Genomic DNA, 24,770 nt, shown 5'->3' with positions numbered 1-24,770 from the left:
GCGCAATTTATTGCGCTGGTTTTACATCACGACAACAAACTAAACGCAATCATGCCAACAATCGCGCCGGTGGTGCCCAGAATGGTTTCCATCAGCGTCCATGTCTTCAGCGTTTCGGCTTCGGTGGCGCCGGTAAAGCGGCCAAACAGCCAGAAACCGGCATCATTCACGTGACTGATAATGATCGAGCCGCCGCCGATACAGATCGACAGCGCAGCCAGCTGCGCGCCGCTGTAGTGGAGCGGTTCAATCACCGGCATCACTAAACCAACGGTAGTTAAACACGCCACGGTGGCCGAACCCTGAATCACGCGAATTGCGCCAGAAAGGATGAAACACGCCAGAGCAATCGGCATGCCTGCGCCGGTTAACGCATGTCCTAACACCGGGCCAACGCCCGAATCCACCAGCACCTGCTTAAACACGCCGCCCGCACCAATCACCAGCAGAATAATGCCCGCCGGTTGCAGCGCGCTGCCGCACACCTGCATCACCTTCTCTTTATCCATGCCCTGACGATACGCCAGGCCATAAATCGCCACCAGACAGGCCAGCAGAATCGCGGTGAACGGATGGCCGATAAACTCCAGCCACTCATACAGATTAGAGCCCGGCGTGGTGAAGCGTGCACCGATGGTTTTCAGGCCCACCAACAGCAGCGGGAACAGAATCAGCGCCAGGCTAAAGCCAAACGACGGCAGTTTGCCCTCTTCCACTTCCGGCTGATGATCTTCCGGTGGCGCGCTAAAGCTAACGTGACGCGCGATAAAGCTGCCAAACAGCGGACCGGCAATCAGCATGCCCGGAATCGCCGCGCACAGGCCCAGCAGAATCATCCAGCCAAAATCGGCGTGCATCTGCGCAGCCAGCAGCATCGGTGCGGGTCCCGGCAGCAGAAACGCGGCAGAAGCCGCAACGCCGGCAAACAGCGGGATCACCAGCTTCACTAAATTGCCTTTAGTGCGACGCGCTACGGCGAACGCAATGCTGATCAGCAACACCACCGCCACTTCAAAGAACAGCGGCAATGCACAGATCAACCCGGCAACGCCCATCGCATAGTGCGCACGGCTTTCCCCAAAGGTTTTCAACATGCGGATGGCGATCTGATCAACAGCGCCGGTTTCATGCAGGATCTTGCCGAACATCGCGCCCAACGCCACCACAATGGCGAGAAAGCCGAGCGTTCCGCCCATGCCTTTTTCCATGGTTTCAGCGATTTTATCGAGCGGCATGCCAGAAAACAGACCGGCACCAATAGAGACTAACATCAGGGCAACAAAGGCGTGCATACGCGCTTTCATCACCAAAAACAGCAGCAGCAGGACAGAGCCTGCTGCGGTTAACACTAGCGTTGCGGTACTCATGACTAACCCTTGTTGATTGCACCCTCAATGGTCGCAACCGTGGCCGCAACTACCTCATCCAGTGAATGATTGATATCAACCACCAGTACATCGGGCTCATCCGCGCCGGGTTCCTGCAGCGTGGCGAACTGCGTCACCAGCATCTGCGGTTTGAAGAAGTGGCCTTTACGCGCTTTCAGGCGGGATTCGATGGTTTCGAAGTCGCCCTGCAGATAGATAAATTTCAGGTTCTCGTTGCCCTGACGCAGGATGTCGCGATAGGACTTTTTCAGCGCTGAACAGACGATGATGGAGATCTCCTGCGTGCGCTGCATAGCAAATGCCGCATCATTCAGCGCCTGCAGCCACGGCTGGCGATCTGTGTCGTCCAGCGGATGACCGTCGGCCATTTTCATGATGTTGCTGCGCGGATGGAGGAAATCCCCATCGAGGAACGCAGTGTTTAACTGATGAGAGACCTGATTGGCGACGGCAGATTTTCCGCTGCCGGAAACGCCCATCAGGATAAAGACGTGGTGCGATGGAGATGGCGTAGTCATTGTTTTGCGCTCCGGCAGTGAATTCTGCCCAATGTTACCGATAACAAATCGAGTTGCCATTGTCAGAGCCCACTGAAAGGCTGGCAACCCTTCTCAGGCGGAAAAGCACGAAAGTGTGAACTGACTCAAAAAATCGCCAAAATCAGATGCTGTCACCTTCGGAGATTTCAAAGCCAACATCTAGCGGTTGTGTCATCGTGCGATCGCCGCCAATACGCGCCAGCAGCATCGCTGCCGATTCGCGTCCCATACGCTCGCGCGGCGTTAACACCGTGGCGAGGCGCGGATTCACCACTTGCGTGATGTCGTGGCCGTGGAATCCGGCAATCGCCATCTGCTCCGGCACGCGCAATCCCTGACGCTGACACTCAAACATCGCGCCCACCGCCAGGTCATCGTTGGTACAAAACAGGCTGTCGGTTTCGGGATAACGCTTTTGCGCTTCGCACAGCAGTTGCGCGCCGGCGCTGAACGAGGACGCATCCTCCATCATCACGCTGTGTGGCGTGAGCCCCGCTTCGCGCATCGCCTTCTCGTAGCCCTGCTGCTTCTGCAAGGTACGTTCATCAAGGCGCGCGCCGAGATAGACGGTGTGGCGATGGCCTTTTTTCAGAATAGCATGCGTCATCTGGCGCGCGGCTTCGACGTTATCGAAGCCCACCGCCATATCGAGGCACGGCGTTACTGAATCCATCATCTCAATCACCGGAATGCCCGCCACTTCCAGCATGCGCAGCGTGCCTGGCGTATGGGTGCGTTCGGTGAGGATCACGCCATCGATGTTCCAGCCGAGCAGCGAGCGCAGCTGCAACTCCTCTTTCTGCGCGTTATAGCCAAAGTGCGCCACCAGCGTTTGATAACCCGCTTCGTCGGTAACGGCTTCGATCCCGCGCAAAACGTCGGCGAAAACCTGGTTAGTCAGCGAAGGTAGCAGCACGCCGATAGCGCGGCTGGTGGCGTTAGAGAGCATATCGGGCGCGCGATTGGGGATGTAACCGAGCTCATCCAGCGCCACGGCGATCTTATCGCGCAGCGCCACCGAGACCTGATCCGGGTTGCGCAGGTAGCGGCTGACGGTCATTTTTGTGATGCCGACGCGATCGGCAACGTCCTGTAATACCGGTCTTTTCTTCTTCATCGTATGCGCCTGAGATCAGAGATAACCCGAGTTTATCATTTTTTGTCAGGTTAAGGTTTTGCGGGAAATCGGTCGCCATTAATGGCGACCTTACGGTTATACGGCGGGGGTTTTGTAGGGTGCACATTCATGCGCACCAGGCTTCTCGTTACTTCCGAGAATGGTCTTGTAGCTAACCAGGAAGAGAACAAAGAGCATCGGCAGTCCTGCACATTAGACTAAATGACAAAACAAGGATCATTATGACGGACCATTCTTCTACACCAGCCAAACGCCCGATTGAGCGTTTTCTCAATACCGTTGAGTGGCTAGGAAACTTATTACCGCATCCGATTACGCTCTTCGCGTTGTTTGCATTATTCATCATCGTCGCCTCCGCAATTGCCGCCGCATTCGGCGTCAGCGTGATCGATCCGCGCCCGGTTGGTGCGGCAGGCCGTGCACCGGATGGTGTGATTCACGTGGTTAGCCTGATGAGTGCCGATGGTTTGCAACGCATCGTCAGCCATCTGGTCACCAACTTCACCGGCTTTGCGCCGCTCGGCACCGTGCTGGTGGCCCTGCTCGGCGTAGGGATTGCCGAGCATTCAGGGCTGCTCTCGGCGGCGATGCGCGCGCTGGTGTTTAACGCACCGAAAAAGCTCATCACCTTCACCATCGTCTTCGCCGGTATCGTATCCAATACCGCTTCTGAGTTGGGCTATGTGGTGCTGATTCCGTTAGCCGCGATGATTTTCCACTCATTGGGCCGTCACCCATTAGCGGGCCTGGCGGCGGCGTTTGCCGGTGTTTCCGGTGGCTATAGCGCCAATTTACTGCTCGGCACCATTGACCCGCTGCTTTCTGGCATTACCCAAAGCGCCGCACAGATTATCGATCCTAACTACCATGTTGGTCCGGAAGTGAACTGGTACTTCATGTTTGTCAGTACCTTCGTTATTTCCATTCTTGGCACCTGGATTACCAACAGCATCGTCGAACCCAAACTGGGCAAGTATCAGGACAGCGAAGGTGAGGCAGTGCGTGGCGATATGGGCGCGCTGTCGGCAGAAGAACGTCGCGCGCTGAAAGGCGCGGGTTGGGCGGTACTCGGCGTTACGCTGCTGCTGATTCTGACCGTGATTCCAGGCTATGGCGTGTTGCTCAACCCAAAAACCGGCACGCTGGCGGGCTCGCCATTCCTGAAAGGCATTGTGGTGTTTATCTTTGTCTTCTTCGCCATTCCCGGCATGGTGTATGGCCGAATGATTGGCAATATGCGCAACGATCGCGACGTGATCAATGCCATGTCCGCCAGCATGAGCAGCATGGGCATGTACATCGTGCTGGTGTTCTTTGCAGCACAGTTCGTGGCGTTCTTTAACTGGAGCAACTTCGGCACCGTGGTGGCGGTGAAAGGTGCAACGCTGCTGGCGTCACTGGATATGGGCGCGCCGCTGCTGTTTGTCTGCTTCATCATGATCTGCGGCTTTATCAACCTGATGATTGGCTCCGCCTCGGCGCAATGGGCGGTTACCGCCCCGATTTTCGTACCGATGTTAATGCTGGTCGGCTTTGCGCCGGAAGTGATTCAGGCGGCTTATCGCATTGGTGATTCGGTAACCAACGTGATTACGCCAATGATGAGTTACTTTGGTCTGATTATGGCGGTGGCGGCGCGCTATCGTCGCGATATGGGCATCGGAACGCTGGTGGCGATGATGTTGCCGTATTCGGTGGTGTTTATGATTGGCTGGACGCTGCTGTTTGTACTGTGGGTGTTTGTCTTCAACCTGCCGGTCGGGCCCGGTGCAGCAACCTGGTACACCCTGTAAAAGGCAAAAAAAAAGCCAGCACCCGAGCTGGCTAAATAATACTTGGAAGCAATGTGAGCAATGTCGTGCTTACCCGGTTGTCAGGAGACGTTTCCGAGCTCGCATGACAATAATAATCATTATCATTCGCGTCTGTAAAGTGTTTTTGCGGATTATTTTGCGTTGACGAACGATGTGAATTCCTTGATGTTAAAGGGGATTTATTCCATTTTGCACAAGGAGCGCTCTATGAGTCAGATCGTCATTCGTCACGCCATTCCCGAAGATGCCGCCGCTTTAACGCGCATGTACAGCCAGCCTGAACCGCAGGCCAGCACGCTACATCTGCCGTTTCAATCCCCGACGCTGTGGCAGGAGCGCCTCAGCAATCCGCGTCCGGGTGTGCAGATGCTAGTGGCGTGTATTGACGATCAGATTGCCGGACAACTCACTCTTGAAGTGCTGTCGGTGGCGCGCCGTCGCCATGCGGCGACGTTTGGCATGGGCGTCGATTCTGCCTTTCAGCGGCGCGGCGTCGGTAAAGCGCTGATGTCAGCGATGATTGATTTGTGCGACAACTGGCTGCAGGTGACGCGCATTGAGCTGACGGTATTCGCCGATAACCACAAAGCGCTTGGCTTGTATCAGCAGTTTGGCTTTGAGATTGAAGGCACCGCGCGTCGACACGCGATGCGCGACGGCGAAATGGTGGATACGCACTATATGGCGCGCTTGAAATAGCCCTTGAAAGCGCGCGATAAATCGCGCCGCTACAAATGCGTGCACATGCCGTAGCGGCGCAATTTATTGCGCATTAATGATTAATAACCTGCACTCAAATCATCCACCGAGCGCGGATCCGATGCGCCATAGCGCGTGCCATCCGGCCCAATCATAATGCTCTGCGTGCTGCCCATTGCCGGCATCACTTTCACATGCTGACCTTTGGCTTCCAGCAGGCGCAGCGTATCCGGGCTGAAGCCTTTTTCCACGCGCAGCTGATCGGGCAACCATTGATGATGGAAGCGCGGTGCGTTGGTCGCTTCCGCAACGTTCATACCAAAATCGATGCTGTTCACCACCATTTGCAGCACGGTGGTGATAATGCGGCTGCCGCCTGGGCTGCCGGTCACCAGCCAGGTTTTACCGTCTTTTGCCACGATCGTGGGCGACATCGATGATAGAGGACGTTTGGCCGGTTGCACCGCATTCGCCTCGCCGCCGACTAAGCCGTAGACGTTGGGCGTGCCCGGTTTGGCTGAGAAATCATCCATTTCATTGTTCATCAAGATGCCGCTTTGTCCGGCAACAATGCCGCTGCCGAAGTAGGTATTCAGCGTGTAGGTCACCGCCACCGCGTTGCCATCTTTATCCACCACCGAGAAGTGCGTGGTTTGATTGCTTTCATACGGCGCCAGTTTGCCTGGTTTGATCTCGCTGGATGGACGCGCTTTGTTGACGTCAATCTGCTGCGCCAGGGTTTTGGCGTAGGCTTTGCTGGTCAGCGCCTGCTGCGGCACTTTAACGAAGTCAGGATCACCCAGGTATTCCGAACGGTCGGCATACGCGTATTTTTCCGCTTCCGCCATCACCTGCATGGCATCGGCGCTGCCAAAGCCAAATTTCGCGAGGTCGAAGTTTTCCAGGATATTGAGGATCTGCACGATGTGAATCCCGCCGGACGATGGCGGCGGCATGGAGAACACTTCGTAGCCGCGATAGGTGCCGCTCACCGGTTTGCGTTCTACCGCGCGATAAGCCGCCAGATCCGGCTTGCCGATCAGGCCGCCGTGCTGCGCCATTTCACCGGCAATTTCATCAGCGATCTTGCCCTTATAGAACGCATCCGGACCTTGCTGGGCAATCAGCTGCAGGCTATGTGCGAGGTTTTTCTGCACCAGACGTTCGCCCTTCTGGTACGGCTTACCGTCGGCTTTGTAGAAAATCGCGCGGCTGTTGTCGTGATTGATCAGCGTCTCTTTGCCGTAGGTGGCGAGATCGTCGGCCAGCGCATCGTTCACCACGATGCCGTCGCGCGCCAGTTTAATGGCGGGCGCCAGTAATTTGCTCAGCGGCAAGGTACCGTATTTCTGTGCCGCCAGCGCAAAACCGGCCACGGTGCCCGGCGTGCCTGAGGCTAAGTGAGAAGTGAGTGACAACTTACTATCAGCATTGCCCTGCTTATCGAGAAACATATCGCGTGAGGCGCGCGCCGGTGCCATTTCGCGGAAGTCGATAGCGGTGGTGCGTCCGGATGCGGTACGCAGCAGCATAAAGCCCCCGCCGCCGAGGTTACCGGCCTGCGGATGCGTCACCGCCAGCGCGAAACCCACCGCTACAGCCGCATCCACCGCGTTACCGCCCTGCTTGAGAATATCAACGCCAACTTCCGTTGCCATCGCATCCACCGAGGCCACCATGCCATGTTTGGCTTTTACCGGGTGAAAGGTATCGCTATCAACGCCATACGAAACCGGCGGCGCGTTGGCGGGCGCGGCTTGTGCGCCCTGCACCACGGTAAAACTCATCAATAATGCCCAGCCGAACTGCCGCATGTTGCCCTGTATCCTCATCCTGCCACCACCCTTTTAAAGTTATTTATACCCTTCATACTTCAAGGTGCAGATGCGTTGGCTGCTCTCGTTCACCCGAATCACTTACTTGTGTAAGCTCATCGGGACTCTCTCGTTTGCCGCCTTCCTGCGCCTTGAATTATTTTGGGTATCCATTTGTTATTTATTGATGCAAGTGTTTGCAAACACGGTAAAAAGCGTAGCAGTAAGCTAAATTCGGCGCACTCCTGGATCATAGGTTTGTGATATCGCATAAACTTATGGCTGCAGCGCGTGTTGCCACATTGGCAGCATCAGCACACAGCAGGCTGCATGAATGGAGGAAGACCATGAACAAATGGCTAATTGTGATCGCAGCATTGCTGCCGTTAAGCAGCATGGCAAATACGTTGAACAGCACCAACGACCCGAACAAACCCGGCTATAACCCGAGCCAGCAGCGGATGCAGTCGCAGATGCAGAGTCAGCAGCAACAGCAGAAGCTCAAGTTGCTACAGAGTCAGCAGCAGCAAAGTCAGGATGTACAGCGCAAGGTGCAGGAACAGCGGGATAGCGCCCAGCAGCGCGTGATTCAGTCGCAGCCGGGCCAGAATCAGCAGCAGAACTAGCGGAAGTCGGGACCGATAATATCGATGCGATCGGTGCAGATAGCATCGACGCCCCAGTCTAACAGCTCGCGCGCCCGCGCGGGCTGGTTCACGGTATACACCAGAATATGCAGACCGGCCGCTTTTAGCTGCGCGGTGCGTTCGGCGTCGAGTAATTTGTGGTTCAGATGGATCGACACGCAATCCAGACGCGAAGTCAGCGCCTGCCAATCGTCGTGCCATTCATCCAGCAGCAAACCGCGTGGCAGTTCCGGCACCGCTTCCATTGCCGCTTCCAGCGCGGCGTAAGAGAACGAGGAGAGCAGCGGCGCGGTTTGTCCTTGCCACATTTCGCGTGCCGCCAGCGCCACATTGCGGCCGGTTTCCACATCCTGGCCAGTGGTGGGTTTGATCTCGATATTCGCCATCATCTGATGCTGGCGACAACGTTCGGCCACTTCACTCAGCAGCGCCAGCGGTTCGCCTTCGTAATCGCGGCTAAACCAGCCGCCGGCATCCAGCTGTGACAGCTTATGCCACGACAGCGCGCCCGCCACGCCCCAACCGTTGCTGGTGCGATCCAGCGTGTCGTCGTGCAGCAGGAAAATCTGCTTATCTTCCGACAGCTTGGCATCAAATTCGATCATGGTGTGACCGTACTGCGCGCCGACATCAATCGCCGCGAGGGTATTTTCCGGAGCCAGTTTGCCGCCGCCGCGATGCGCGACAATGTGCGGATAAGGCCAGTTATGTTGACTCATTCCAGACGCTTTCCATAGGTTGAATCGAAGAAGTGTAACGCATCTGACGGCAGATGCAGCCACAAGGTGCTGCCCGCCTGCGGGCGCTCGCTGTGCGGCAAACGTACCACCATGCGTGCATTACCGATGCGGCCGTGAGCCAGATTATCCGCGCCGAGCATCTCCAGCGTCTCTACCACCAGCGGAATGCCGCCCGCGTCGCGGCTGCTGAGTTTGATGTGCTCGGGACGAATGCCGAGCGTCAGCGGGCGATTGGCCCATTTGGCTTTGCTCTCGCCCAGCAGCAAGCTGTTGAGCGCATCCAGCGTGAAACGCGTGCCGTCGCTGCTGATTTGTCCCGGCAGTAAATTCATGGCGGGCGCGCCGATAAACGAGGCAACAAACTGGCTGGCCGGACGCTCGTACACTTCCACCGGCGTGCCCACCTGCTCGACCACGCCTTTGTTCATCACCATTACGCGCTGCGCCAGCGTCATCGCTTCCACCTGATCGTGCGTCACGTAAATGCTGGTGGTTTTCAGGCGGCGATGCAGCTGTTGCAGCTCAAGGCGCATCTGCACGCGCAAACGCGCATCCAGATTCGACAGCGGCTCATCAAACAGGAAGACCGCCGGTTCACGCACGATAGCGCGCCCCATCGCCACACGCTGACGCTGTCCGCCCGACAGCTCTCGCGGGCGGCGATGCAGCAGATGATCCAGTTCGAGGCTGCGTGCCGCTTCCATTACGCGTTGATCGATCTGCACTTTGCCCATGCCGCGAATTTTCAGGCCATACGCCATGTTTTCGCCCACCGTCATATGCGGATAGAGCGCGTAGTTCTGGAATACCATGGCGATGCCGCGATCTTTCGGTTCCATGTTGGTGACGCGTTTGTCGTCGATATAGATATCGCCCGACGATACGCGCTCAAGGCCCGCCACCATGCGCAGCAGCGTCGATTTACCGCAGCCGGAAGGGCCGACCATCACCATAAATTCGCCATCGTTAATGGTGATATTCAGTGGCTGAATGATCTGATTTTTGCCGTCATACGATTTGGTAACGGTCTGAAGGGTTACGCCTGCCATTTATTTATCACTCTCTACCAGGCCACGCACAAACGCACGTTGCATCACGAGTACCACCACCACCGGTGGAATCAGGGTTAATAACATTGCCGCCATCACTTCATTCCACTGCGTCGGGCCGCCGCTGCTGTTGATCATGCTTTTCACTCCCGCGACGGCGGTGCTGAGGCTGGCATCGTTGATGATCAGCAGCGGCCACAGATATTGGTTCCAGCCGTAGATAAAGGTGATCACGAAGAGCGCGGCGAGATTGGTTTTGGACAGCGGTAACACGATGTCCCAGAAGAAGCGCATTGGGCTGGCACCGTCGATACGTGCCGCTTCAATTAGCTCGTCCGGCAGCGACATAAAGAACTGACGGAACAGGAAAGTGGCGGTAGCCGAGGCCATCAGCGGCAGCGTTAAGCCGCTGTAGCTGTCGAGCATATTCAGCGTCGAGATCACTTCCACCGTGGGGAAAATACGCACTTCTACCGGCAGCATCAGGGTGATGAAAATCAACCAGAAAAACAGCGAGCGCAGCGGGAAGCGGAACCACACCAGCGCGAAGGCGGAGAGCATCGAGACGCTGATTTTACCGATGGTGATGCCGAGCGCCATCAGCAGGCTGTTGAGCATCATCATGCCAAACGCCGGACCGCTGCCATTCACGCCGTGCGTCCAGATGCGCGAGATGTTTTCCCACAAATGCGTGCCCGGCAGCAGCGTCATTGGCACCTGATACACCGCTTCGTTATCCAGCGTCGCCGCGACAAAAGCGATGTAGAGCGGGAACAGAATGGTCAGCACGCCCAGCACCAGTAAGGTATGGCTGAAGATGTCCAGCCCGCGTCGATTTTCAATCATTGGTATTGCACCTTACGCTCGACAAAGCGGAATTGCAGGATAGTCAGGCCAATCACCAGCAGCATCAGCACCACCGATTGCGCGGCGGAGGAAGAGAGATCCAGCCCGGTGAAGCCTTCGCGATAAATTTTGTAGATCAGCGTGGTGGTGGCCTGCACCGGACCACCGCCGGTGGCGGCATCGATTACCGGGAAGGTATCGAAGAAGGCGTAGACCAGATTGACCACCAACAGGAAAAAACTCACCGGCGTGATCAGCGGCAGGGACAAATTGAAGAAGCGACGCACCGGACCGGCACCATCGATCGCTGCCGCTTCCACCAGCGATTTGGGAATCGACTGCAGCGCGGCGAAGAAAAACAGGAAGTTGTAGCTCATTTGCTGCCAGATCGACGCCAATACAATCAGGAACATCGCCTGACCGCTGTTTTGCGCGTAGTTCCAGTTGTAGCCCATTTGGTTCAGCAAATGGCTGAACAAACCGAGGCCCGGATTGAACAGGAACATCCACAGCACCGCCGCCACCACCGGCGCCACCGCGTACGGCAGCAGCAGCAAGGTTTGGTAGAGCTTGCGCAGGCGAATAACGTAATCGACCAGCGCCGCCAGCAGCAGGGAAAAGGTCATGCCGCAAATCGTCACCAGCGCACTGAACTCAATGGTGGTCCAGAAGGAGGCCAGATAGTATTCGTCGCTGAACAGGCGTTTAAAGTTCGCCAGCCCAACGAAGGTGCTGGAGATGCCAAAAGGATCAATGCTTTGCAGCGAATACCACAAGGCTTCACCGGCTGGCCACAAGAAGAAGATGGCCGTTATCACCAGTTGCGGCAGCAGCAGCAAATAGGGCAGAAAACGGGAGCGAAATACCGGGCGCGATGAGGACATAGCAGGCTCAATCAAAGAAGAAAATCGGGGCGAACGCAGGCGCCGGCCCCGAGATAACAGCGTTACTTCACTTGCTGCTCAAAACGGCGCAGCAGTTCGTTACCGCGTTTCACAGCGTTATCCAGCGCAGCTTGCGGCGCCTGTTTGCCGGTCCACACGCCTTCCAGCTCTTCGTCCACGATGGTACGAATCTGCGGCATGTTGCCCAGACGCATGCCTTTGGTGAACGGCAGCGGATCTTTGTTCAGCATCTGACGCGTGGCGATGTCTGCGCCTGGGTTCTTGTCATAGAAGCCCTGTTGCTTGGTCAGCTCGTACGCGGCGGTGGTGATCGGCAGATAACCGGTTTTCTGGTGCCATTCAGCAGCGATTTCCGGCTGGGCGAGGAACTTCATGAACTCCGCCGCGCCTTTGTAGGTGTTGGCGTCTTTGCCTTTCATCACCCACAGGCTCGCGCCGCCAATGATGGCGTTCTGCGGTGCGTTTGGTACGGTTTCATCGTACGGCATCATGCCAACGCCGAAGTTGAATTTGGCGTAGTGTTTGATGTCTGCCAGCGAACCGGAAGACGCGGTGGTGATGCCGCAATCGCCGTTATAGAACTTGGCGGTAGATTCATCTTTGCGACCGAAGTAGGTGAAATCACCCTTCTTGTTCATCGCTTCCAGCATTTCGATGTGGCGCACCTGTACCGGCTTGTTGAATTCCAGCACCGCATCGGTGCCGTCAAAGCCGTTGTTTTTGGTGGCGACCGGCAGCGCATGCCAGGCGCTGAAGTTTTCAATCTGAATCCAGCCCTGCCAGCCGCTGGCGTAACCACAGGTCAGGCCCGCTTTACGCAGCGCTTCAGCATCTTTTGCCAGCTCCTGCCAGGTTTTCGGTGGCTGATCCGGGTTCAAACCGGCTTTCTTGAACGCGTCTTTGTTGTAGTACAGCACCGGCGTGGAGCTGTTGAACGGCTGAGAGATCAGCTGGCCTTTGCTGTCGCTGTAGTAACCGGCAACGGCTGGCACGAACTGCTTCGGATCCATCTGCACGCCAGCGTCTTTAAACACCTGGTTGACCGGGACGATAGCTTTTGACGCCATCATGGTCGCCGTACCGACTTCATACACCTGCAGCAGCGCAGGCGCTTTACCGGAGCGCACCGCCGCGATGCCCGCCGCTAAGCTCTGCTCGTAGTTGCCTTTGTAAGTCGGAACGATTTTGTAATCGGGATGAGCCTGGTTAAAACGTTGTGCCAGAGAATCAACTTCTTTGCCTAACTCGCCTTCCATTGAGTGCCAGAAAGGGATCTCAGTTGCAGCCAGCGCATTACCGCTGAGCGCCAGACCGAGCAGTACACTCATCAGGCGGGGACGAAGCGTAAAAGCGGACATAAGGTTTTTCCTGTGCTGTTAAGTACGCGCGAATTCGCGCATTTTTTAGTTCGCGACGTAACATGACACGGGGAAATGACGGATTAATAACAGGTTTATGACGGGGATGTGACAGATAGGTTTTGTTCGATTGGGGTTTAGGACGGGGCAATTGAGCTGCTAAGGTAAAGGTCGCCATAAATGGCGACCCTACGCGATTTTGTAGGGTCGGCATTCATGCCGACCGCCGGTTACGCGCCGAGGTACGCGCTTCTAACCGCTTCGTTGGAAAGCAACGCTTCGCCGCTATCCTCCAGCACTACATGACCGTTTTCGAGCACATAACCCCGATCCGCCAGCTTCAGCGCCTGGTTGGCGTTCTGCTCGACGAGGAAGATGGTCATGCCCTCTTTACGCAACTGCTCAATGGTGTCGAAGATCTGCTGAATGATAATTGGCGCCAAACCCAGCGACGGCTCATCCAGCAGCAGCAAACGCGGCTGGCTCATCAACGCGCGACCAATCGCCAGCATCTGCTGCTCACCGCCGGACATGGTGCCCGCGCGCTGCGCTTTACGTTCTGCCAGGCGAGAAAACAGCTGATAAACGCGATCGATACGCTCCAGATACTGCTGACGTGTGGCGAAGAAGCCGCCCATCGCCAGGTTCTCTTCCACCGTCATGCGCGAAAACACGCGACGGCCTTCCGGCACAATCGCAATCGCTTCACGCATGATTTTCGCGGTTTGCCAGTCAGTGATCTCTTTACCATCAAAGGTGATATTGCCGCTGGTGGCGCGCGGTTCGCCGCACAAGGTGCCGAGCAGCGTGGTTTTACCCGCGCCGTTGGCACCAATCAGCGTGACGATTTCACCCTGATTGATGTGCAGATTAATGTTGTGCAGCGCCTGAATCGGACCGTAATGGGCGCTGACATTCTGCAAAGTTAAAATCGGGTTTGCCATGTTACGCCTCACCTAAATAAGCACGGATCACATCCGGATTGTTACGCACCTGTTCCGGCGTGCCGTTAGCCAGCGGCGTTCCCTGATTCACCACGTAAATGCGGTCAGAAATGCCCATCACCAGCTTCATATCGTGTTCAATCAGCAGCACGGAAACCTTGTGCTCACCGCGCAGTTCGGCGATCAGCTCATCGAGTTCGTGCGTTTCACGCGGGTTAAGACCGGCCGCCGGTTCATCCAGCATCAGGATTTCCGGGCGCGTCACCATGCAGCGCGCAATCTCCAGACGACGCTGCTGACCATACGCGAGGTTACCCGCCTGACGGTTCGCCAGATCCAGCAGACCGATGCGGTCCAGCCAGGTTGCTGCGCGATCCAGCGCTTCGCTCTCACCGCGACGGAAAGCCGGGGTTTTGAATAGGCCGGAGAACACGCCGCTTTTCAGATGCTGATGCTGAGCCACCAGCAGGTTTTCAATCACCGTCATTTCACGGAACAGACGCACGTGCTGGAAAGTCCGCACGATGCCCATGCGCGCAATCTTCTGGCCTGGCAAACCTTGCAGCTGCTGATCGCGCAGTTTGATGGTGCCGCCGGTCGGTTTGTAGAAACCGGTCAGGCAGTTGAACACCGTGGTTTTACCGGCACCGTTCGGGCCGATCAGCGAAACAATTTCCTGTGGATGCAGCTCAAGCGCCACATTGTTGACGGCTAACAGGCCGCCGAAGCGCATCATCAGGCCTTCAACGGCTAATAAAGGCTGACTCATGCCTGCTCTCCTTGTTTACTGCTTTTCAACTTCAGATGCGGACGCTTCATCGGCAGCAGACCTTGTGGACGCCAGATCATCATCAGCACCATCAAACCGCCGAGCACCAGCATGCTGTACTCGTTCAAATCACGCATCAGCTCGCGCGATACCACCAGCAGAATCGCCGCGAGGATCACCGCCAGCTGCGAGCCCATGCCGCCCAACACCACAATCGCCAGCACAAAGGCCGATTCGACGAAGGTGAAGGATTCCGGGCTGACGAAGCCTTGACGCGCCGCGAACAGCGTGCCAGCGAAGCCGGCGAACACGGCGCTGATGGTGAAAGCAGTCAGCTTGATGCGCGTCGGGCTCAGGCCGAGCGAACGGCAGGCGATCTCATCTTCACGCAGCGCTTCCCACGCACGACCTAACGGCATACGCAGCAAGCGGTTGATAACAAATAGCGTCAGCACCACCAGCAGCAGCGCCACCAGATAAAGGAAAATCACGCGGTCGCTGGGATCGTATTTCAGGCCGAAGAAGTCATGGAAAGTGCTCCAGCCGCCTTCACTGACGCGACGACCAAACTCCAGACCAAACAGGCTTGGCTTGGGAATCTGCGCAATGCCGTTCGGTCCGCCGGTGATCGCGGTGTTGTTCAGCAGCAGGATACGCACGATTTCACCGAAACCGAGCGTGACGATCGCCAGATAGTCACCGCGCAGGCGCAGCACCGGGAAGCCGAGCAGCAAACCAAAAGCACCGGCGACTAAACCAGCCAGCGGCAGGCTTTCCCAGAAACCAAAGCCGTAATAGTGATTCAGCAACGCGAAGGTGTACGCGCCGATGGCGTAGAAACCGCCGTAGCCCAGCACCAGCAGACCTGACAAACCCACCACCACGTTCAGCCCGAGCCCGAGCATCACGTAGATCAGCGTCAGCGTGGCGATATCCACGCTGCCGCGCGAGACCAGAAACGGCCAAATGACGGCGGCGGCTATCACCAGCGCCATCAACAGCTTCTGCTTTGGCGTCGATCCATCAAAACCCGGCAGGACAAAACCTTTGCCGCTGCGTTTGAATTTACCCTGCACCAGCGGACGCAGCAGCTGGAAGACAAACACCACCGCACAACCAATGAAAATCCAGTTCCAGCGCACCGCGCCCGCGTTGGCGACCACCAGTTTGGTGCCGTCCAGATCGAGGCGCACGCCCATAAAGAAGGTGGCGAGAATCAGCAACATCACCGTGGAGATCACGGCGTTGACCAAACCGAGGCGTTTCATACTTTCTCCACCTCCGGACGACCAAGAATCCCGGTTGGCATCACCAGCAGCACCACAATCAGCAGCGCGAAGGAGACCACATCTTTATATTCTGTCGAGAGATATGCCGAGGTCAGCGCTTCCGCAATGCCCAGCACCAGGCCACCAATCATCGCGCCTGGAATGCTGCCGATGCCGCCCAAAACTGCGGCGGTGAAGGCTTTCATCCCGGCCATAAAGCCGATGAACGGGTTAATCGAGCCATAGAATTGACCGAGCAATACGCCCGCCACCGCCGCCATCGCCGCACCAATGATAAAGGTGAGAGAGATAACGCGGTCGGTGTTGATGCCCAGCAGGCTGGCCATTTTCAGGTCTTCTGCGCAGGCGCGGCAGGCGCGGCCCATGCGCGAATAACGGATAAACAGCGTCAGCGCCAGCATCGACAGGAAAGTCACCACCCAAATCACCAGTTGCATGGTGGAGAGCGTAGCAGCAAAGCCGTTGCTCTCGCCCAGCGTCCACTGACCGGTGATCAGGCTTGGCAGCGCGAGATCGCGCGAGCCTTGCGTCAGGCTGACGTAGTTCTGCAGGAAGATCGACATACCGATCGCTGAGATCAGCGCGATCAGGCGCTTGGACGATCGCACCGGCTTGTACGCCACGCGTTCGATGCTCCAGCCATAGGCGCTGGAGATGATCACCGCCATCACGAAACCGGCGGCGATCATCAGCCACGAGGTATCGATGCCCATCATCATCAGGGCGGCAATCACGATAAAGGAGACATAGCTACCGATCATGTACACCTCGCCGTGGGCGAAGTTGATCATGCCGATAATGCCGTAAACCATGGTGTAACCGATGGCGATCAGCGCGTAGGTGCTCCCGAGGGTAACCCCGTTGAACATCTGCTGAATGAAATAGAGAAACTGCTCGGACATAGTGAGGACCTGCTCTGGAGCTGAATAATTCCCTCTCCCGCGCGCGGGAAAGGGAATTTTGGGGGATTACTTAACTGCGGTAGAAGAGCCGTCTTTGTGCCATTTGAAGACACCAAATTCGAAGCCTTTCAGATCGCCTTTTTCATCCCAGTTCAGATTGCCCATCACGGTTGGAACGGCAGCACCTGCTTTCAGGTTCTTAGCAATCGCATCGGGCTCATCGCTCTTGCTGCGCTCGATACCAGCCACCAGCGACTGAATCGCCGCGTAGGTTGTCCAGACGAACGGACCAGTAGGATCTTTGCGATTCGACGCGGTATTGGCTTTGATCGCATCAACAATCGCTTTGTTCTCTGGCAGCTGGTCGTAGCGCTTCGGCAGCGTTACAAACAGGCCTTCAGAAGAATCACCTGCGATGTTAGACAGAGAAGCGTTGCCCACGCCTTCCGGGCCCATGAAGCCGGCATTCAGGCCAGCGGATTTTGCCTGACGCAGAATCTGACCCAGCTCCGGGTAGTAACCGCCGTAGTAAACGAAATCGACGTTCTCTTTCTTCAGGCGCGCAATCAGCGTGGAGAAGTCTTTATCACCGGCGGTGATACCTTCAAACAGCACTACGTTGCCGCCTTTAGCTTTCAAGGTTTTCTGCACGGATTCCGCCAGACCCTGACCATATTGCTGCTTGTCATGCACCACAGCGATACGTTTTGGTTTGATGTGGTCGAGGATGTAGGTCGCCGCCGTTGGGCCCTGATCGGAATCCAGACCGGTAGTACGCAGCACGTCAGCATAGCCACGCGCCGTCAGTTCTGGCGCGGTCGCGGCTGGGGTGATCATCAGCACGCCTTCGTCGTTATAGATGTCTGAAGCAGGCTGAGTAGAGGAGGAGCACAGGTGGCCGATAACGTATTTAATGCCGTCGTTAACCACTTTGTTGGCAACCGCAACCGCTTGTTTCGGGTCACAGGCATCGTCATATTCCACGCCAACCAGTTTGTCACCGTTAACGCCGCCTTTGGCGTTGATGTCCTTAATCGCTTGCGCGGCACCGGTAAACTGCATGTCACCGTACTGAGCGACCGGACCGGTTGATGCGCCTACAATGGCAATTTTGATGTCTTTTGCCAGCGCCGCATGGCTCATCGCCAGGGCAACGCAGCCCGCCAGTAATGCGCGTCCTTTACTCATTTTCATGCGAACTTCCCCATCTGTTGTGTCGTGTTTGTTGTGATTGTTTATTTTCTGCCAGTCAAAGAGGAAAACTCATTCTGCAATAATGGGTTAGCGCGCTTTTCTGGCATTTATAGGTAATAAGGCTTTATTTTTCAGGTTATTAAACAGGAACTTTCTTCTGTAAATCAACTGACATATTCAGAATTGGCTGAGTGGATCAGCAGAATCGTCTGGTTGTTATGGCCGATTTTTCAGCAGGATACCAGCGCGTTATGCTGGCTTTTTCGGCTATCGTTGATGGCTTACTCCACAATCCTGGCAAACTGGCTGGCATTTGACCTATTTTCATCAGAAAAAAGTGACAGCGCTCTGACTGTCTAAATTCGCTACACTATCGCCTTTGCACTAGTACAGGTATTAGGTATGAAGCTGACAATCCAGCGCTTAGCATCGTTAACCGCTCAGGATCGGATCGATTTAGCTAAAGTCTGGCCGGAAATCGATATTGTGCAACTGGAAGCGCAACTCAGCGACACGCAGCGTCTGTATGCGGCGCGTTTTAACGACAGATTACTGGCGGCGCTGCAGCTGACCATCAGCGGCACGCAGGGGAAAATCACCCATCTCAACGTGCGTGAAGTCACACGTCGACGTGGTGTGGGTCAATACTTGCTGGAAGAGACGATGGCGCAGAACAGCGCGTTAGCGCATTGGTGGATTGCCGATGACGGCGACGCCGTTCAGGGCGTGCGCGCGGCGTTTATGCAGGCATGTGGTTTTCGTGCGCAGGCTGATGGTTGGGTGAAATGACATATGTTGGAGCGATCGGCAGCACGGTTTATCGTAGGGTCGCCATTCATGGCGACCAGGCAATAAAAAGGGCGACTTAAAAGTCGCCCCATTTTTCCACCCGATCGCTATCAGGCTTCAATCGCCACACGCAGTTTCTTCATGGCGTTCTTTTCCAACTGACGCACGCGCTCTGCAGAGACGCCGTATTTGTCGGCCAGCTCCTGCAGCGTGGTTTTGTTGTCATCGTCCAGCCAGCGGGCACGGATAATGTCCTGACTACGCTCGTCGAGGCTCAGCATCGCATCGCTCAGCTTGTCAGCCGCATGTGCATCCCAGTTGTCCTCTTCGATGCCATCGGCAAAGTCAGAGGTTTTATCCTGCAGATACAGCACTGGCGCCATTGATTTGCCTTCGCCTGCTTCATCATCTGAAGACATGTCGAAAGTCATATCCTGCGCGGCCATGCGCGATTCCATTTCCAGCACGTCTTTGCTGCTCACGCCCAGCTCGCGTGCGACCATTTCAACTTCGTCCTGGTTGAACCAACCGAGACGCTGTTTGCTTTTACGCAGGTTAAAGAACAGCTTACGCTGAGCTTTGGTGGTCGCGACTTTCACAATACGCCAGTTACGCAGCACGTATTCGTGAATCTCTGCTTTAATCCAGTGCACGGCAAACGACACCAGACGCACGCCGACTTCAGGATTGAAGCGACGCACCGCCTTCATCAGGCCGATGTTACCTTCCTGAATCAGGTCTGCCTGCGGCAAGCCGTAACCGGAGTAGTTACGAGCAATATGAACAACAAAGCGCAGGTGAGACAGGATCAGCGTCTTAGCTGCATCCAGATCGCCCTGGTAATGCAGCCGCTCAGCCAATGCTTTTTCCTCTTCTGCCGTCAGCACCGGCCAGTTGTTGGCAGCCCGGACGTAAGATTCCAGGTTACCCAGAGGAGCAATCGCTAAAGTTTGCATTTCTTTGGTCATTCAAACCCTCACAAATTCAATGGACTTGCTGCACGGTATTTTGCGCAGACGCTACATTATGTCAACGTCACGAGAAAACCAGAAGCAATCTGTGCTACTTGGACGACAAAGTTATCCACAAGTTCAATTATAGCAGTGAATATTTTACACACAGATGACGGCGGGGGAAATAGGAGAATTCCTCTGCTCCCAGGTCGTCGGCAGCAGAGGAAGAGTATATCAAAAAACGTTGCTTTTGGTTACTGCGGCGTAAAACGGCGTAAATGTTGTACCGTTGCCAGCCAGGCGGCAATCCAGCCGATGATGGCGGCGATCAGCAGTAGCAGCAGCCCTTCATCCCAGGAAAAACCTTCAAGCACAAAGGTGGTACCGAACACCGTTGCCACTTGCGCCACCACCGATTGCAGGCGCAACACCAGCACTTCGGAGAGCAGCAGCGACAGCACCGCGCCACCAAAGCCTAACAGCGCACCGCCGTACAGGAAGGGACGCAGGATAAAGCCGTCGGTAGCACCAATCAGCTTCTGCACGTTAATGGTATCGCGCCGTGCAAAGATGCTGAGCCGCACACTGTTACCGATCACCAGGAACACCGCGACCACCATCAGCAGGCCAATCATTGAGGCAATCTGCCCCACCAGCCCGGTTAACGCCGCTAAACGCGCGAACCAGCTGTCATCCATGCGCACTTCATCAACGCCCTGCACTTTCGCAACGCGATCGCGCAGATTCGCCATGGTGTCCGAATTCTGGAAATTGAGTTTTGGCGTGATGATAGCCACCGCCGGCAGCGGATTCTGCTCCAGCATGTCCATCGAACCACCAAAACCAGACCAGTTGCGGAACTCATTCAGCGCTTCTTCACGGGTCAGGTAATTGACGTTATCCACGCCATCGAGCTGCTTGAGCTGCGCGGTGACGTTCTCCGCTGCGGTATCATCCAGCGCTTTATCCAGATAAACCGTTAACTGCGGCGCGGGATACCACTGCGTCGCCGCCTGGCTGACGTTCTTCCATACCATGTAGCACACACTCGGCAGCGTCAGGGAAATAGCGATCACCATTACCGTCAGCAGCGTCGCCAGCGGCTGACGCCACATATCCGACAGCGTGCCACGCAGCGCATAGCGCCACTGCTCCTGCCAGCCGCCTTTTAGCGCCTTACTTTTGGAAGGCTGCTTCGCTTTCGGCGCAGGTGCGCGCTTGTTGCGTTTATTGACCATCGTGGCCTCCGTGCAGACGTCCCTGATTAAGCGTCATCACGCGGTAATTCCGGCGTGCAATCAGCCCGACATCGTGCGTTGCCATTAACACCGTGACGCCAACGCGGTTGAACTCTTCGAACAGGCGCAGGATGTCTTCCGACAGCGCGTTGTCGAGGTTACCGGTGGGTTCATCCGCCAGCAGCACCGCAGGCTTGTTCACCACCGCGCGGGCAATGCCGACGCGCTGCTGTTCACCGCCAGAGAGCTGAATCGGATAGCTTTTCGCTTTGTCGAGCAGGCCGACTTTATCCAGCGCTGCTGACACACGACGACGAATATCTTCGCCGCTGGCCCCGGAAATGATCAGCGGAATCGCTACGTTGTCGTAGACCGAACGATCCATCAACAAATGGTGATCCTGGAAAATCATGCCGATCTGACGTCGCAGGAAAGGCACTTCGCTGTGACGCAGACGCGAAATATCGTGGCCGCTAAACCAGATCTGCCCGGCGCTCGGGCGCTCAATGCCACAAATCAGCTTCAGTAAGGTACTTTTCCCCGCGCCGGAATGGCCGGTCAGGAACGCCATTTCGCCGGGACGCAGATGGAAATCCACTCCCTGCAGCGCCTGACGTCCTCCCAGGTAAGCTTTACTGACCTCTTCAAAGCGAATCATCCCAATCATTCCTCTCGGGCAAACAGTGCCTCAATAAAGTCTGCGGCCTTAAATGGCCGTAAATCCTCGATGCCTTCCCCAACACCGATATAACGAATCGGAATGCCGAACTGATCGGCAACCGAGAAGATCACGCCGCCTTTCGCGGTTCCATCCAGTTTCGTCAGGGTGATGCCGGTCAGGCCCACCGCTTCATGGAACAGTTTGGCCTGGCTGATGGCGTTTTGCCCGGTGCTGGCGTCGAGCGTCAGCATCACTTCATGCGGCGCATCTTCATCCAGCTTCTTCATCACGCGGGTAATTTTCTTCAGCTCTTCCATCAGGTGCGATTTGTTCTGCAGGCGACCGGCGGTATCGGCGATCAGTACATCCACATTGCGTGACTTGGCGGCCTGAATGGCGTCAAAAATCACCGAGGCAGAATCTGCGCCGGTATGCTGCGCCACCACAGGAATGTTGTTGCGCTGGCCCCAAACCTGCAGCTGCTCAACGGCTGCGGCACGGAAGGTATCACCCGCTGCCAGCATCACCGATTTGCCCTGCGCCTGATACTGACGCGCCAGCTTACCGATGGTGGTTGTTTTACCCACGCCGTTGACGCCAACCATCAGAATGACGAAGGGCGTTTTGCCCCCCACTTCCAGCGGCTGATCCACTTTTTCCAAAATGCCGGACATTTCAGCTTTCAGCAGGCCATACAGCGCTTCGGCATCGCGCAACTGCTTGCGATTGGCCTGTTGTGTCAGATTGGTGATGATGCGGCGCGTGGTTTCAACGCCAACGTCGGCAATCAGCAGCTGCTCTTCCAGCTCTTCAAACAGATCGTCATCGATTTTCTTACCGCGGAACAGGCTGATAAAGCCCGAACCGAGGTTTTCACGGGTTTTGACCAGGCTGCGTTTCAGACGGGCGAAAAAGCCCTCTTTGGTAGGACGCTCCTGCTCCTGCGCAATCATCGGCGCAGCAGCCAGTGGCAGATCGCTCACGGTATCCTGCGTAGCCTCGGCTAGCTCGGCATCTTCCGCATAGGTTTCCGCTAACGCCAGCGCTTCCAGTTCTTCATCAGTTAAAGGCGCTTCTTCATCCAGTTCTGGCTCATCAAGCGCCAGCTCTTCCAGCTGCGGCTCTTCTTCGATTGGTGCCACATCCGGCGGCGTTATCTCTTCCGGCAGCACTTCTCCAACGATTGCGGTAACCGGCTCAGGTTCATGCGGCTCGATAACCGGCTCTTCAATCAGTTCCGGTTCAACCTGCTGCTGTTCCGCCACCTGCTCGGTGACGGCGACGGTTTCGACAGCCTGCGCTTCGGCGCGATCGAGCGCACTCTCTTCAACGGCAGGCTCAGCCACCACCTCGGTGGTTTGCTGCTGCTCTTCAGCAGGTTGTTGCGTCTCTTCTTCTTTGCCAAAGCCTAACCAGGAAAAAAAGCCGCGTTTTTTCTCTTTTGCCATTGTGTGACCCTACTCCTCGATGGCTTATTCCCGGTAGCACGCTTGTTCCCAGGGGATAAAATATTCAATTTTAAGCGGGTGAGCGGCGTAAAAATCAGGTAATTACGCGCACTATACCAACTCAGTAGTCTAACACTTTCCAGCCAGCGCACCACAGCACCCTTTTTTAACGTTTCTTCTGCCCGCTACGCCCGTTAAACTACGCAACAAATTATGACGAGTTGTGAGCGAAATGAGTAAATCCCCCCGCAGCAGCAGCGCTGGCCAGATCCGCATCATTGGCGGTCAGTGGCGCGGCCGTAAATTACCGGTGCCGGATAGCGCAGGTCTGCGCCCCACCACCGATCGCGTACGTGAAACCCTGTTCAACTGGCTGGCACCGGATATCCAGGAAGCGCGCTGCCTCGATTGTTTCGCCGGCAGCGGCGCGTTAGGGCTGGAAGCGCTGTCTCGTTATGCGGCTTCAGCCACGCTGCTGGAGCTGGAGCGTTCAGTGGCACAACAGCTGTCACAGAACCTGCAAACGCTGCGCGCCACCCAGGCCAAGGTGGTGCAAACCAACACGCTGCAGTGGCTGAGTCAGCCGGGCGAGCCGTTTGACGTGGTGTTTGTCGATCCGCCGTTCCGTAAAGGGTTGTTACAGGAAACGTTGACGCTGCTGGAGCAGAATGGCTGGTTAGCGGCTGAAGCGCTGATTTATGTCGAGAGTGAAGTGGAAAACGGCACGCCCGTAGCACCCGCGAATTGGGATTTGTACCGCGAGAAGATTGCCGGTCAGGTGGCTTATCGCCTTTATCAACGTCAACAGGAGACGCACGATGTGGCTTAATTTGGGACGTTTGCTGATGATTTGCGTCTGGGCCTTTTTACTGCTCAATCTGGTGCAACCTTTCCCAACGCCGCTGCGCTATTTCGTGCACGTGGCACTGTTCTTTATGGTGATTATGCACGGCCTGCAGCTGGTGTTGCTGCGCGCGACCCAGCCGAAGGACGCGCCGAAACTGAGCGGCGTAACCCAGACGAAGATCTTCTTCTTTGGCGTGTTTGAGCTGCTGGCGTGGCAGAAAAAGCATTATCCGAAGATGTAGTTTCGTGCGGTTTGTGACCAGGTCGCCATGATTGTGCGGTTTGTGGCCAGGTCGCCATGAATGGCGACCCTACGGGCTCGGGGTAAAACTTACAAAACGCGTGCCCTTCATCTTCAACTCGCCCTTCGCGCCCTTATCGATCTGGTGATACTCGTTCGCGTTCACCGTCACTTTAATATCGCTGGCACCGTTCAGCGGATGGAACCAGGCTTCATACTTCATATCTTCCGCCACAATCTCTTCGCGCTGGCGTGAACGGCGATTGGGCGACGGAAATTCGCGTTTAGTTTTCACTTCCACGCTCAGCGAGCGCACCGGCGAGGCATCGTTCACCGCCGTTTCGCGGCGCTGTTTAATAAACTGACGGGTCGCCAAAACGGCAATAATGGCCAGTACGATGAAAAAGATTAGCGGTGGTTTGCTCATGATTTATCTCGTGCTTTGCGTTAATTCGGAACGGGTAAAGACGACAAAGCATACAACCAGAGTCGGCTGATTGTCACATTCGGCGGCGGTAACTTACACTGAGAGGGTGATTTTGGGAAAATTCATCAAACT

25 protein-coding genes are annotated in these 24,770 nt (G+C 56.1%); 6 read left to right on the top strand and 19 right to left on the bottom strand.

All coding sequences use genetic code 11. The annotated features are described in order from the left end of the window. Positions 1–26: 26 nt before the first annotated feature. The 3 genes from gntU to gntR form a co-directional block, all read right to left on the bottom strand. The gene (gntU, locus tag NR302_RS01490; RefSeq protein ID WP_258144361.1) at positions 27–1,367 is read right to left on the bottom strand and encodes a gluconate transporter; all 1,341 of its coding nucleotides are present in this window, start codon (positions 1,365–1,367) and stop codon (positions 27–29) included. A 2-nt stretch (positions 1,368–1,369) separates the two neighbouring features. Next, the gene (gene gntK / locus NR302_RS01485) at positions 1,370–1,906 is read right to left on the bottom strand and encodes a gluconokinase (protein WP_008109916.1); all 537 of its coding nucleotides are present in this window, start codon (positions 1,904–1,906) and stop codon (positions 1,370–1,372) included. Between the two features lie 142 nt (positions 1,907–2,048). Further along, complete coding sequence (gene gntR / locus NR302_RS01480) at positions 2,049–3,044, bottom strand: gluconate operon transcriptional repressor GntR (protein WP_154194851.1); 996 nt, start codon at positions 3,042–3,044, stop codon at positions 2,049–2,051. Positions 3,045–3,286: 242 nt separating this feature from the next. Here gntR and NR302_RS01475 point away from each other — a divergent pair, with 242 nt between their 5' ends. Beyond that, positions 3,287–4,858, top strand: coding sequence for an AbgT family transporter (locus tag NR302_RS01475; RefSeq protein WP_258144360.1), 1,572 nt, complete (start codon positions 3,287–3,289; stop codon positions 4,856–4,858). A gap of 228 nt (positions 4,859–5,086) precedes the next feature. Continuing rightward, on the top strand, positions 5,087–5,578 hold the full coding sequence (locus NR302_RS01470; protein ID WP_258144359.1) for a GNAT family N-acetyltransferase: 492 nt from the start codon (positions 5,087–5,089) through the stop codon (positions 5,576–5,578). A gap of 80 nt (positions 5,579–5,658) precedes the next feature. On the opposite strand, the gene ggt is transcribed toward NR302_RS01470, so the two are convergent. Then, positions 5,659–7,410 carry a gamma-glutamyltransferase gene (ggt, locus tag NR302_RS01465; RefSeq protein ID WP_258144358.1) on the bottom strand — a complete coding sequence of 584 codons (1,752 nt, stop codon included), beginning with the start codon at positions 7,408–7,410 and terminating at the stop codon, positions 5,659–5,661. Positions 7,411–7,739: 329 nt separating this feature from the next. Between ggt and NR302_RS01460 the strand changes: the two genes are divergently transcribed. Continuing rightward, a complete protein-coding gene (locus NR302_RS01460) occupies positions 7,740–8,018 on the top strand; it encodes a DUF2756 domain-containing protein (RefSeq protein WP_008109910.1) in 279 nt (92 codons plus the stop codon). Here NR302_RS01460 and ugpQ read toward each other — a convergent pair. The 10 genes from ugpQ to NR302_RS01410 form a co-directional block, all read right to left on the bottom strand. Further along, entirely contained in the window at positions 8,015–8,758 is a 744-nt protein-coding gene (gene ugpQ / locus NR302_RS01455) for a glycerophosphodiester phosphodiesterase (protein WP_154182462.1), read from the bottom strand. The two genes, NR302_RS01460 and ugpQ, sit on opposite strands and share 4 nt — an antisense overlap. Further along, positions 8,755–9,828 carry a sn-glycerol-3-phosphate import ATP-binding protein UgpC gene (locus NR302_RS01450; protein ID WP_008109908.1) on the bottom strand — a complete coding sequence of 358 codons (1,074 nt, stop codon included), beginning with the start codon at positions 9,826–9,828 and terminating at the stop codon, positions 8,755–8,757. Before NR302_RS01450 ends, ugpQ begins: the two co-directional genes overlap by 4 nt. Further along, positions 9,829–10,674, bottom strand: coding sequence for a sn-glycerol-3-phosphate ABC transporter permease UgpE (ugpE, locus tag NR302_RS01445; RefSeq protein ID WP_008109907.1), 846 nt, complete (start codon positions 10,672–10,674; stop codon positions 9,829–9,831). After that, on the bottom strand, positions 10,671–11,558 hold the full coding sequence (gene ugpA, locus NR302_RS01440) for a sn-glycerol-3-phosphate ABC transporter permease UgpA (RefSeq protein WP_008109906.1): 888 nt from the start codon (positions 11,556–11,558) through the stop codon (positions 10,671–10,673). The genes ugpE and ugpA overlap by 4 nt, the downstream gene beginning before the upstream one ends. Before the next feature lie 62 nt (positions 11,559–11,620). Next, the gene (gene ugpB, locus NR302_RS01435; protein WP_154154769.1) at positions 11,621–12,937 is read right to left on the bottom strand and encodes a sn-glycerol-3-phosphate ABC transporter substrate-binding protein UgpB; all 1,317 of its coding nucleotides are present in this window, start codon (positions 12,935–12,937) and stop codon (positions 11,621–11,623) included. Positions 12,938–13,167: 230 nt separating this feature from the next. Beyond that, positions 13,168–13,881: a high-affinity branched-chain amino acid ABC transporter ATP-binding protein LivF gene (livF, locus tag NR302_RS01430; RefSeq protein ID WP_008109901.1), complete on the bottom strand. Its 714-nt coding sequence runs from the start codon at positions 13,879–13,881 to the stop codon at positions 13,168–13,170. Between the two features lies 1 nt (position 13,882). Further along, positions 13,883–14,650: a high-affinity branched-chain amino acid ABC transporter ATP-binding protein LivG gene (gene livG, locus NR302_RS01425; RefSeq protein ID WP_008109900.1), complete on the bottom strand. Its 768-nt coding sequence runs from the start codon at positions 14,648–14,650 to the stop codon at positions 13,883–13,885. After that, positions 14,647–15,918, bottom strand: coding sequence for a high-affinity branched-chain amino acid ABC transporter permease LivM (locus NR302_RS01420; protein ID WP_061718402.1), 1,272 nt, complete (start codon positions 15,916–15,918; stop codon positions 14,647–14,649). The genes livG and NR302_RS01420 overlap by 4 nt, the downstream gene beginning before the upstream one ends. Beyond that, positions 15,915–16,841, bottom strand: a complete 927-nt coding sequence (gene livH, locus NR302_RS01415) for a high-affinity branched-chain amino acid ABC transporter permease LivH (protein WP_008109897.1) — start codon at positions 16,839–16,841, stop codon at positions 15,915–15,917. The genes NR302_RS01420 and livH overlap by 4 nt, the downstream gene beginning before the upstream one ends. A 66-nt stretch (positions 16,842–16,907) precedes the next feature. Further along, positions 16,908–18,035, bottom strand: coding sequence for a branched-chain amino acid ABC transporter substrate-binding protein (locus NR302_RS01410; protein WP_258144357.1), 1,128 nt, complete (start codon positions 18,033–18,035; stop codon positions 16,908–16,910). 402 nt (positions 18,036–18,437) lie between these two features. Between NR302_RS01410 and panM the strand changes: the two genes are divergently transcribed. After that, on the top strand, positions 18,438–18,824 hold the full coding sequence (gene panM / locus NR302_RS01405) for an aspartate 1-decarboxylase autocleavage activator PanM (protein WP_258144356.1): 387 nt from the start codon (positions 18,438–18,440) through the stop codon (positions 18,822–18,824). Between the two features lie 110 nt (positions 18,825–18,934). Here panM and rpoH read toward each other — a convergent pair whose 3' ends face one another. From rpoH to ftsY, 4 genes are all read right to left on the bottom strand, one after another. Beyond that, positions 18,935–19,792 carry an RNA polymerase sigma factor RpoH gene (gene rpoH / locus NR302_RS01400; protein WP_008109892.1) on the bottom strand — a complete coding sequence of 286 codons (858 nt, stop codon included), beginning with the start codon at positions 19,790–19,792 and terminating at the stop codon, positions 18,935–18,937. Positions 19,793–20,031: 239 nt separating this feature from the next. Continuing rightward, a complete protein-coding gene (gene ftsX, locus NR302_RS01395) occupies positions 20,032–21,015 on the bottom strand; it encodes a permease-like cell division protein FtsX (protein ID WP_008109891.1) in 984 nt (327 codons plus the stop codon). Beyond that, entirely contained in the window at positions 21,005–21,673 is a 669-nt protein-coding gene (gene ftsE, locus NR302_RS01390) for a cell division ATP-binding protein FtsE (protein WP_008109888.1), read from the bottom strand. The genes ftsX and ftsE overlap by 11 nt, the downstream gene beginning before the upstream one ends. A 5-nt stretch (positions 21,674–21,678) precedes the next feature. Beyond that, entirely contained in the window at positions 21,679–23,124 is a 1,446-nt protein-coding gene (ftsY, locus tag NR302_RS01385) for a signal recognition particle-docking protein FtsY (protein ID WP_258144355.1), read from the bottom strand. Positions 23,125–23,356: 232 nt separating this feature from the next. Here ftsY and rsmD point away from each other — a divergent pair, with 232 nt between their 5' ends. After that, positions 23,357–23,953 carry a 16S rRNA (guanine(966)-N(2))-methyltransferase gene (gene rsmD / locus NR302_RS01380; RefSeq protein ID WP_008109884.1) on the top strand — a complete coding sequence of 199 codons (597 nt, stop codon included), beginning with the start codon at positions 23,357–23,359 and terminating at the stop codon, positions 23,951–23,953. Continuing rightward, positions 23,943–24,212: a DUF1145 family protein gene (locus NR302_RS01375; protein ID WP_258144354.1), complete on the top strand. Its 270-nt coding sequence runs from the start codon at positions 23,943–23,945 to the stop codon at positions 24,210–24,212. Before rsmD ends, NR302_RS01375 begins: the two co-directional genes overlap by 11 nt. A 69-nt stretch (positions 24,213–24,281) precedes the next feature. On the opposite strand, the gene NR302_RS01370 is transcribed toward NR302_RS01375, so the two are convergent. Next, positions 24,282–24,638 (bottom strand): DUF2500 domain-containing protein, encoded by a 357-nt coding sequence (locus NR302_RS01370; RefSeq protein WP_061718406.1) that lies wholly within the window; start codon positions 24,636–24,638, stop codon positions 24,282–24,284. Positions 24,639–24,770 lie beyond the last annotated feature (132 nt).

It is taken from the genome of Pantoea sp. SOD02, assembly GCF_024707505.1.
In the GTDB taxonomy this organism is placed as follows: Bacteria; Pseudomonadota; Gammaproteobacteria; order Enterobacterales; family Enterobacteriaceae; genus Pantoea; species Pantoea symbiotica.
This window is presented reverse-complemented; position numbering and strand designations above follow the sequence as displayed.

What these genes read in the sequence shown, in the direction of transcription:
- gntK (WP_008109916.1), bottom strand. Translation starts at nt 1,906, where the DNA reads ATGACTACGCCATCTCCATCGCACCACGTCTTTATCCTGATGGGCGTT.
- ugpQ (WP_154182462.1), bottom strand. Translation starts at nt 8,758, where the DNA reads ATGAGTCAACATAACTGGCCTTATCCGCACATTGTCGCGCATCGCGGC.
- ugpB (WP_154154769.1), bottom strand. Translation starts at nt 12,937, where the DNA reads ATGTCCGCTTTTACGCTTCGTCCCCGCCTGATGAGTGTACTGCTCGGT.
- livF (WP_008109901.1), bottom strand. Translation starts at nt 13,881, where the DNA reads ATGGCAAACCCGATTTTAACTTTGCAGAATGTCAGCGCCCATTACGGT.
- NR302_RS01375 (WP_258144354.1), top strand. Translation starts at nt 23,943, where the DNA reads ATGTGGCTTAATTTGGGACGTTTGCTGATGATTTGCGTCTGGGCCTTT.
- NR302_RS01410 (WP_258144357.1), bottom strand. Translation starts at nt 18,035, where the DNA reads ATGAAAATGAGTAAAGGACGCGCATTACTGGCGGGCTGCGTTGCCCTG.
- ggt (WP_258144358.1), bottom strand. Translation starts at nt 7,410, where the DNA reads ATGAGGATACAGGGCAACATGCGGCAGTTCGGCTGGGCATTATTGATG.
- NR302_RS01450 (WP_008109908.1), bottom strand. Translation starts at nt 9,828, where the DNA reads ATGGCAGGCGTAACCCTTCAGACCGTTACCAAATCGTATGACGGCAAA.
- gntU (WP_258144361.1), bottom strand. Translation starts at nt 1,367, where the DNA reads ATGAGTACCGCAACGCTAGTGTTAACCGCAGCAGGCTCTGTCCTGCTG.
- rpoH (WP_008109892.1), bottom strand. Translation starts at nt 19,792, where the DNA reads ATGACCAAAGAAATGCAAACTTTAGCGATTGCTCCTCTGGGTAACCTG.
- rsmD (WP_008109884.1), top strand. Translation starts at nt 23,357, where the DNA reads ATGAGTAAATCCCCCCGCAGCAGCAGCGCTGGCCAGATCCGCATCATT.
- livH (WP_008109897.1), bottom strand. Translation starts at nt 16,841, where the DNA reads ATGTCCGAGCAGTTTCTCTATTTCATTCAGCAGATGTTCAACGGGGTT.
- ftsY (WP_258144355.1), bottom strand. Translation starts at nt 23,124, where the DNA reads ATGGCAAAAGAGAAAAAACGCGGCTTTTTTTCCTGGTTAGGCTTTGGC.
- ugpA (WP_008109906.1), bottom strand. Translation starts at nt 11,558, where the DNA reads ATGTCCTCATCGCGCCCGGTATTTCGCTCCCGTTTTCTGCCCTATTTG.
- NR302_RS01470 (WP_258144359.1), top strand. Translation starts at nt 5,087, where the DNA reads ATGAGTCAGATCGTCATTCGTCACGCCATTCCCGAAGATGCCGCCGCT.
- gntR (WP_154194851.1), bottom strand. Translation starts at nt 3,044, where the DNA reads ATGAAGAAGAAAAGACCGGTATTACAGGACGTTGCCGATCGCGTCGGC.
- panM (WP_258144356.1), top strand. Translation starts at nt 18,438, where the DNA reads ATGAAGCTGACAATCCAGCGCTTAGCATCGTTAACCGCTCAGGATCGG.
- ftsE (WP_008109888.1), bottom strand. Translation starts at nt 21,673, where the DNA reads ATGATTCGCTTTGAAGAGGTCAGTAAAGCTTACCTGGGAGGACGTCAG.
- ugpE (WP_008109907.1), bottom strand. Translation starts at nt 10,674, where the DNA reads ATGATTGAAAATCGACGCGGGCTGGACATCTTCAGCCATACCTTACTG.
- NR302_RS01475 (WP_258144360.1), top strand. Translation starts at nt 3,287, where the DNA reads ATGACGGACCATTCTTCTACACCAGCCAAACGCCCGATTGAGCGTTTT.
- livG (WP_008109900.1), bottom strand. Translation starts at nt 14,650, where the DNA reads ATGAGTCAGCCTTTATTAGCCGTTGAAGGCCTGATGATGCGCTTCGGC.
- NR302_RS01460 (WP_008109910.1), top strand. Translation starts at nt 7,740, where the DNA reads ATGAACAAATGGCTAATTGTGATCGCAGCATTGCTGCCGTTAAGCAGC.
- NR302_RS01420 (WP_061718402.1), bottom strand. Translation starts at nt 15,918, where the DNA reads ATGAAACGCCTCGGTTTGGTCAACGCCGTGATCTCCACGGTGATGTTG.
- NR302_RS01370 (WP_061718406.1), bottom strand. Translation starts at nt 24,638, where the DNA reads ATGAGCAAACCACCGCTAATCTTTTTCATCGTACTGGCCATTATTGCC.
- ftsX (WP_008109891.1), bottom strand. Translation starts at nt 21,015, where the DNA reads ATGGTCAATAAACGCAACAAGCGCGCACCTGCGCCGAAAGCGAAGCAG.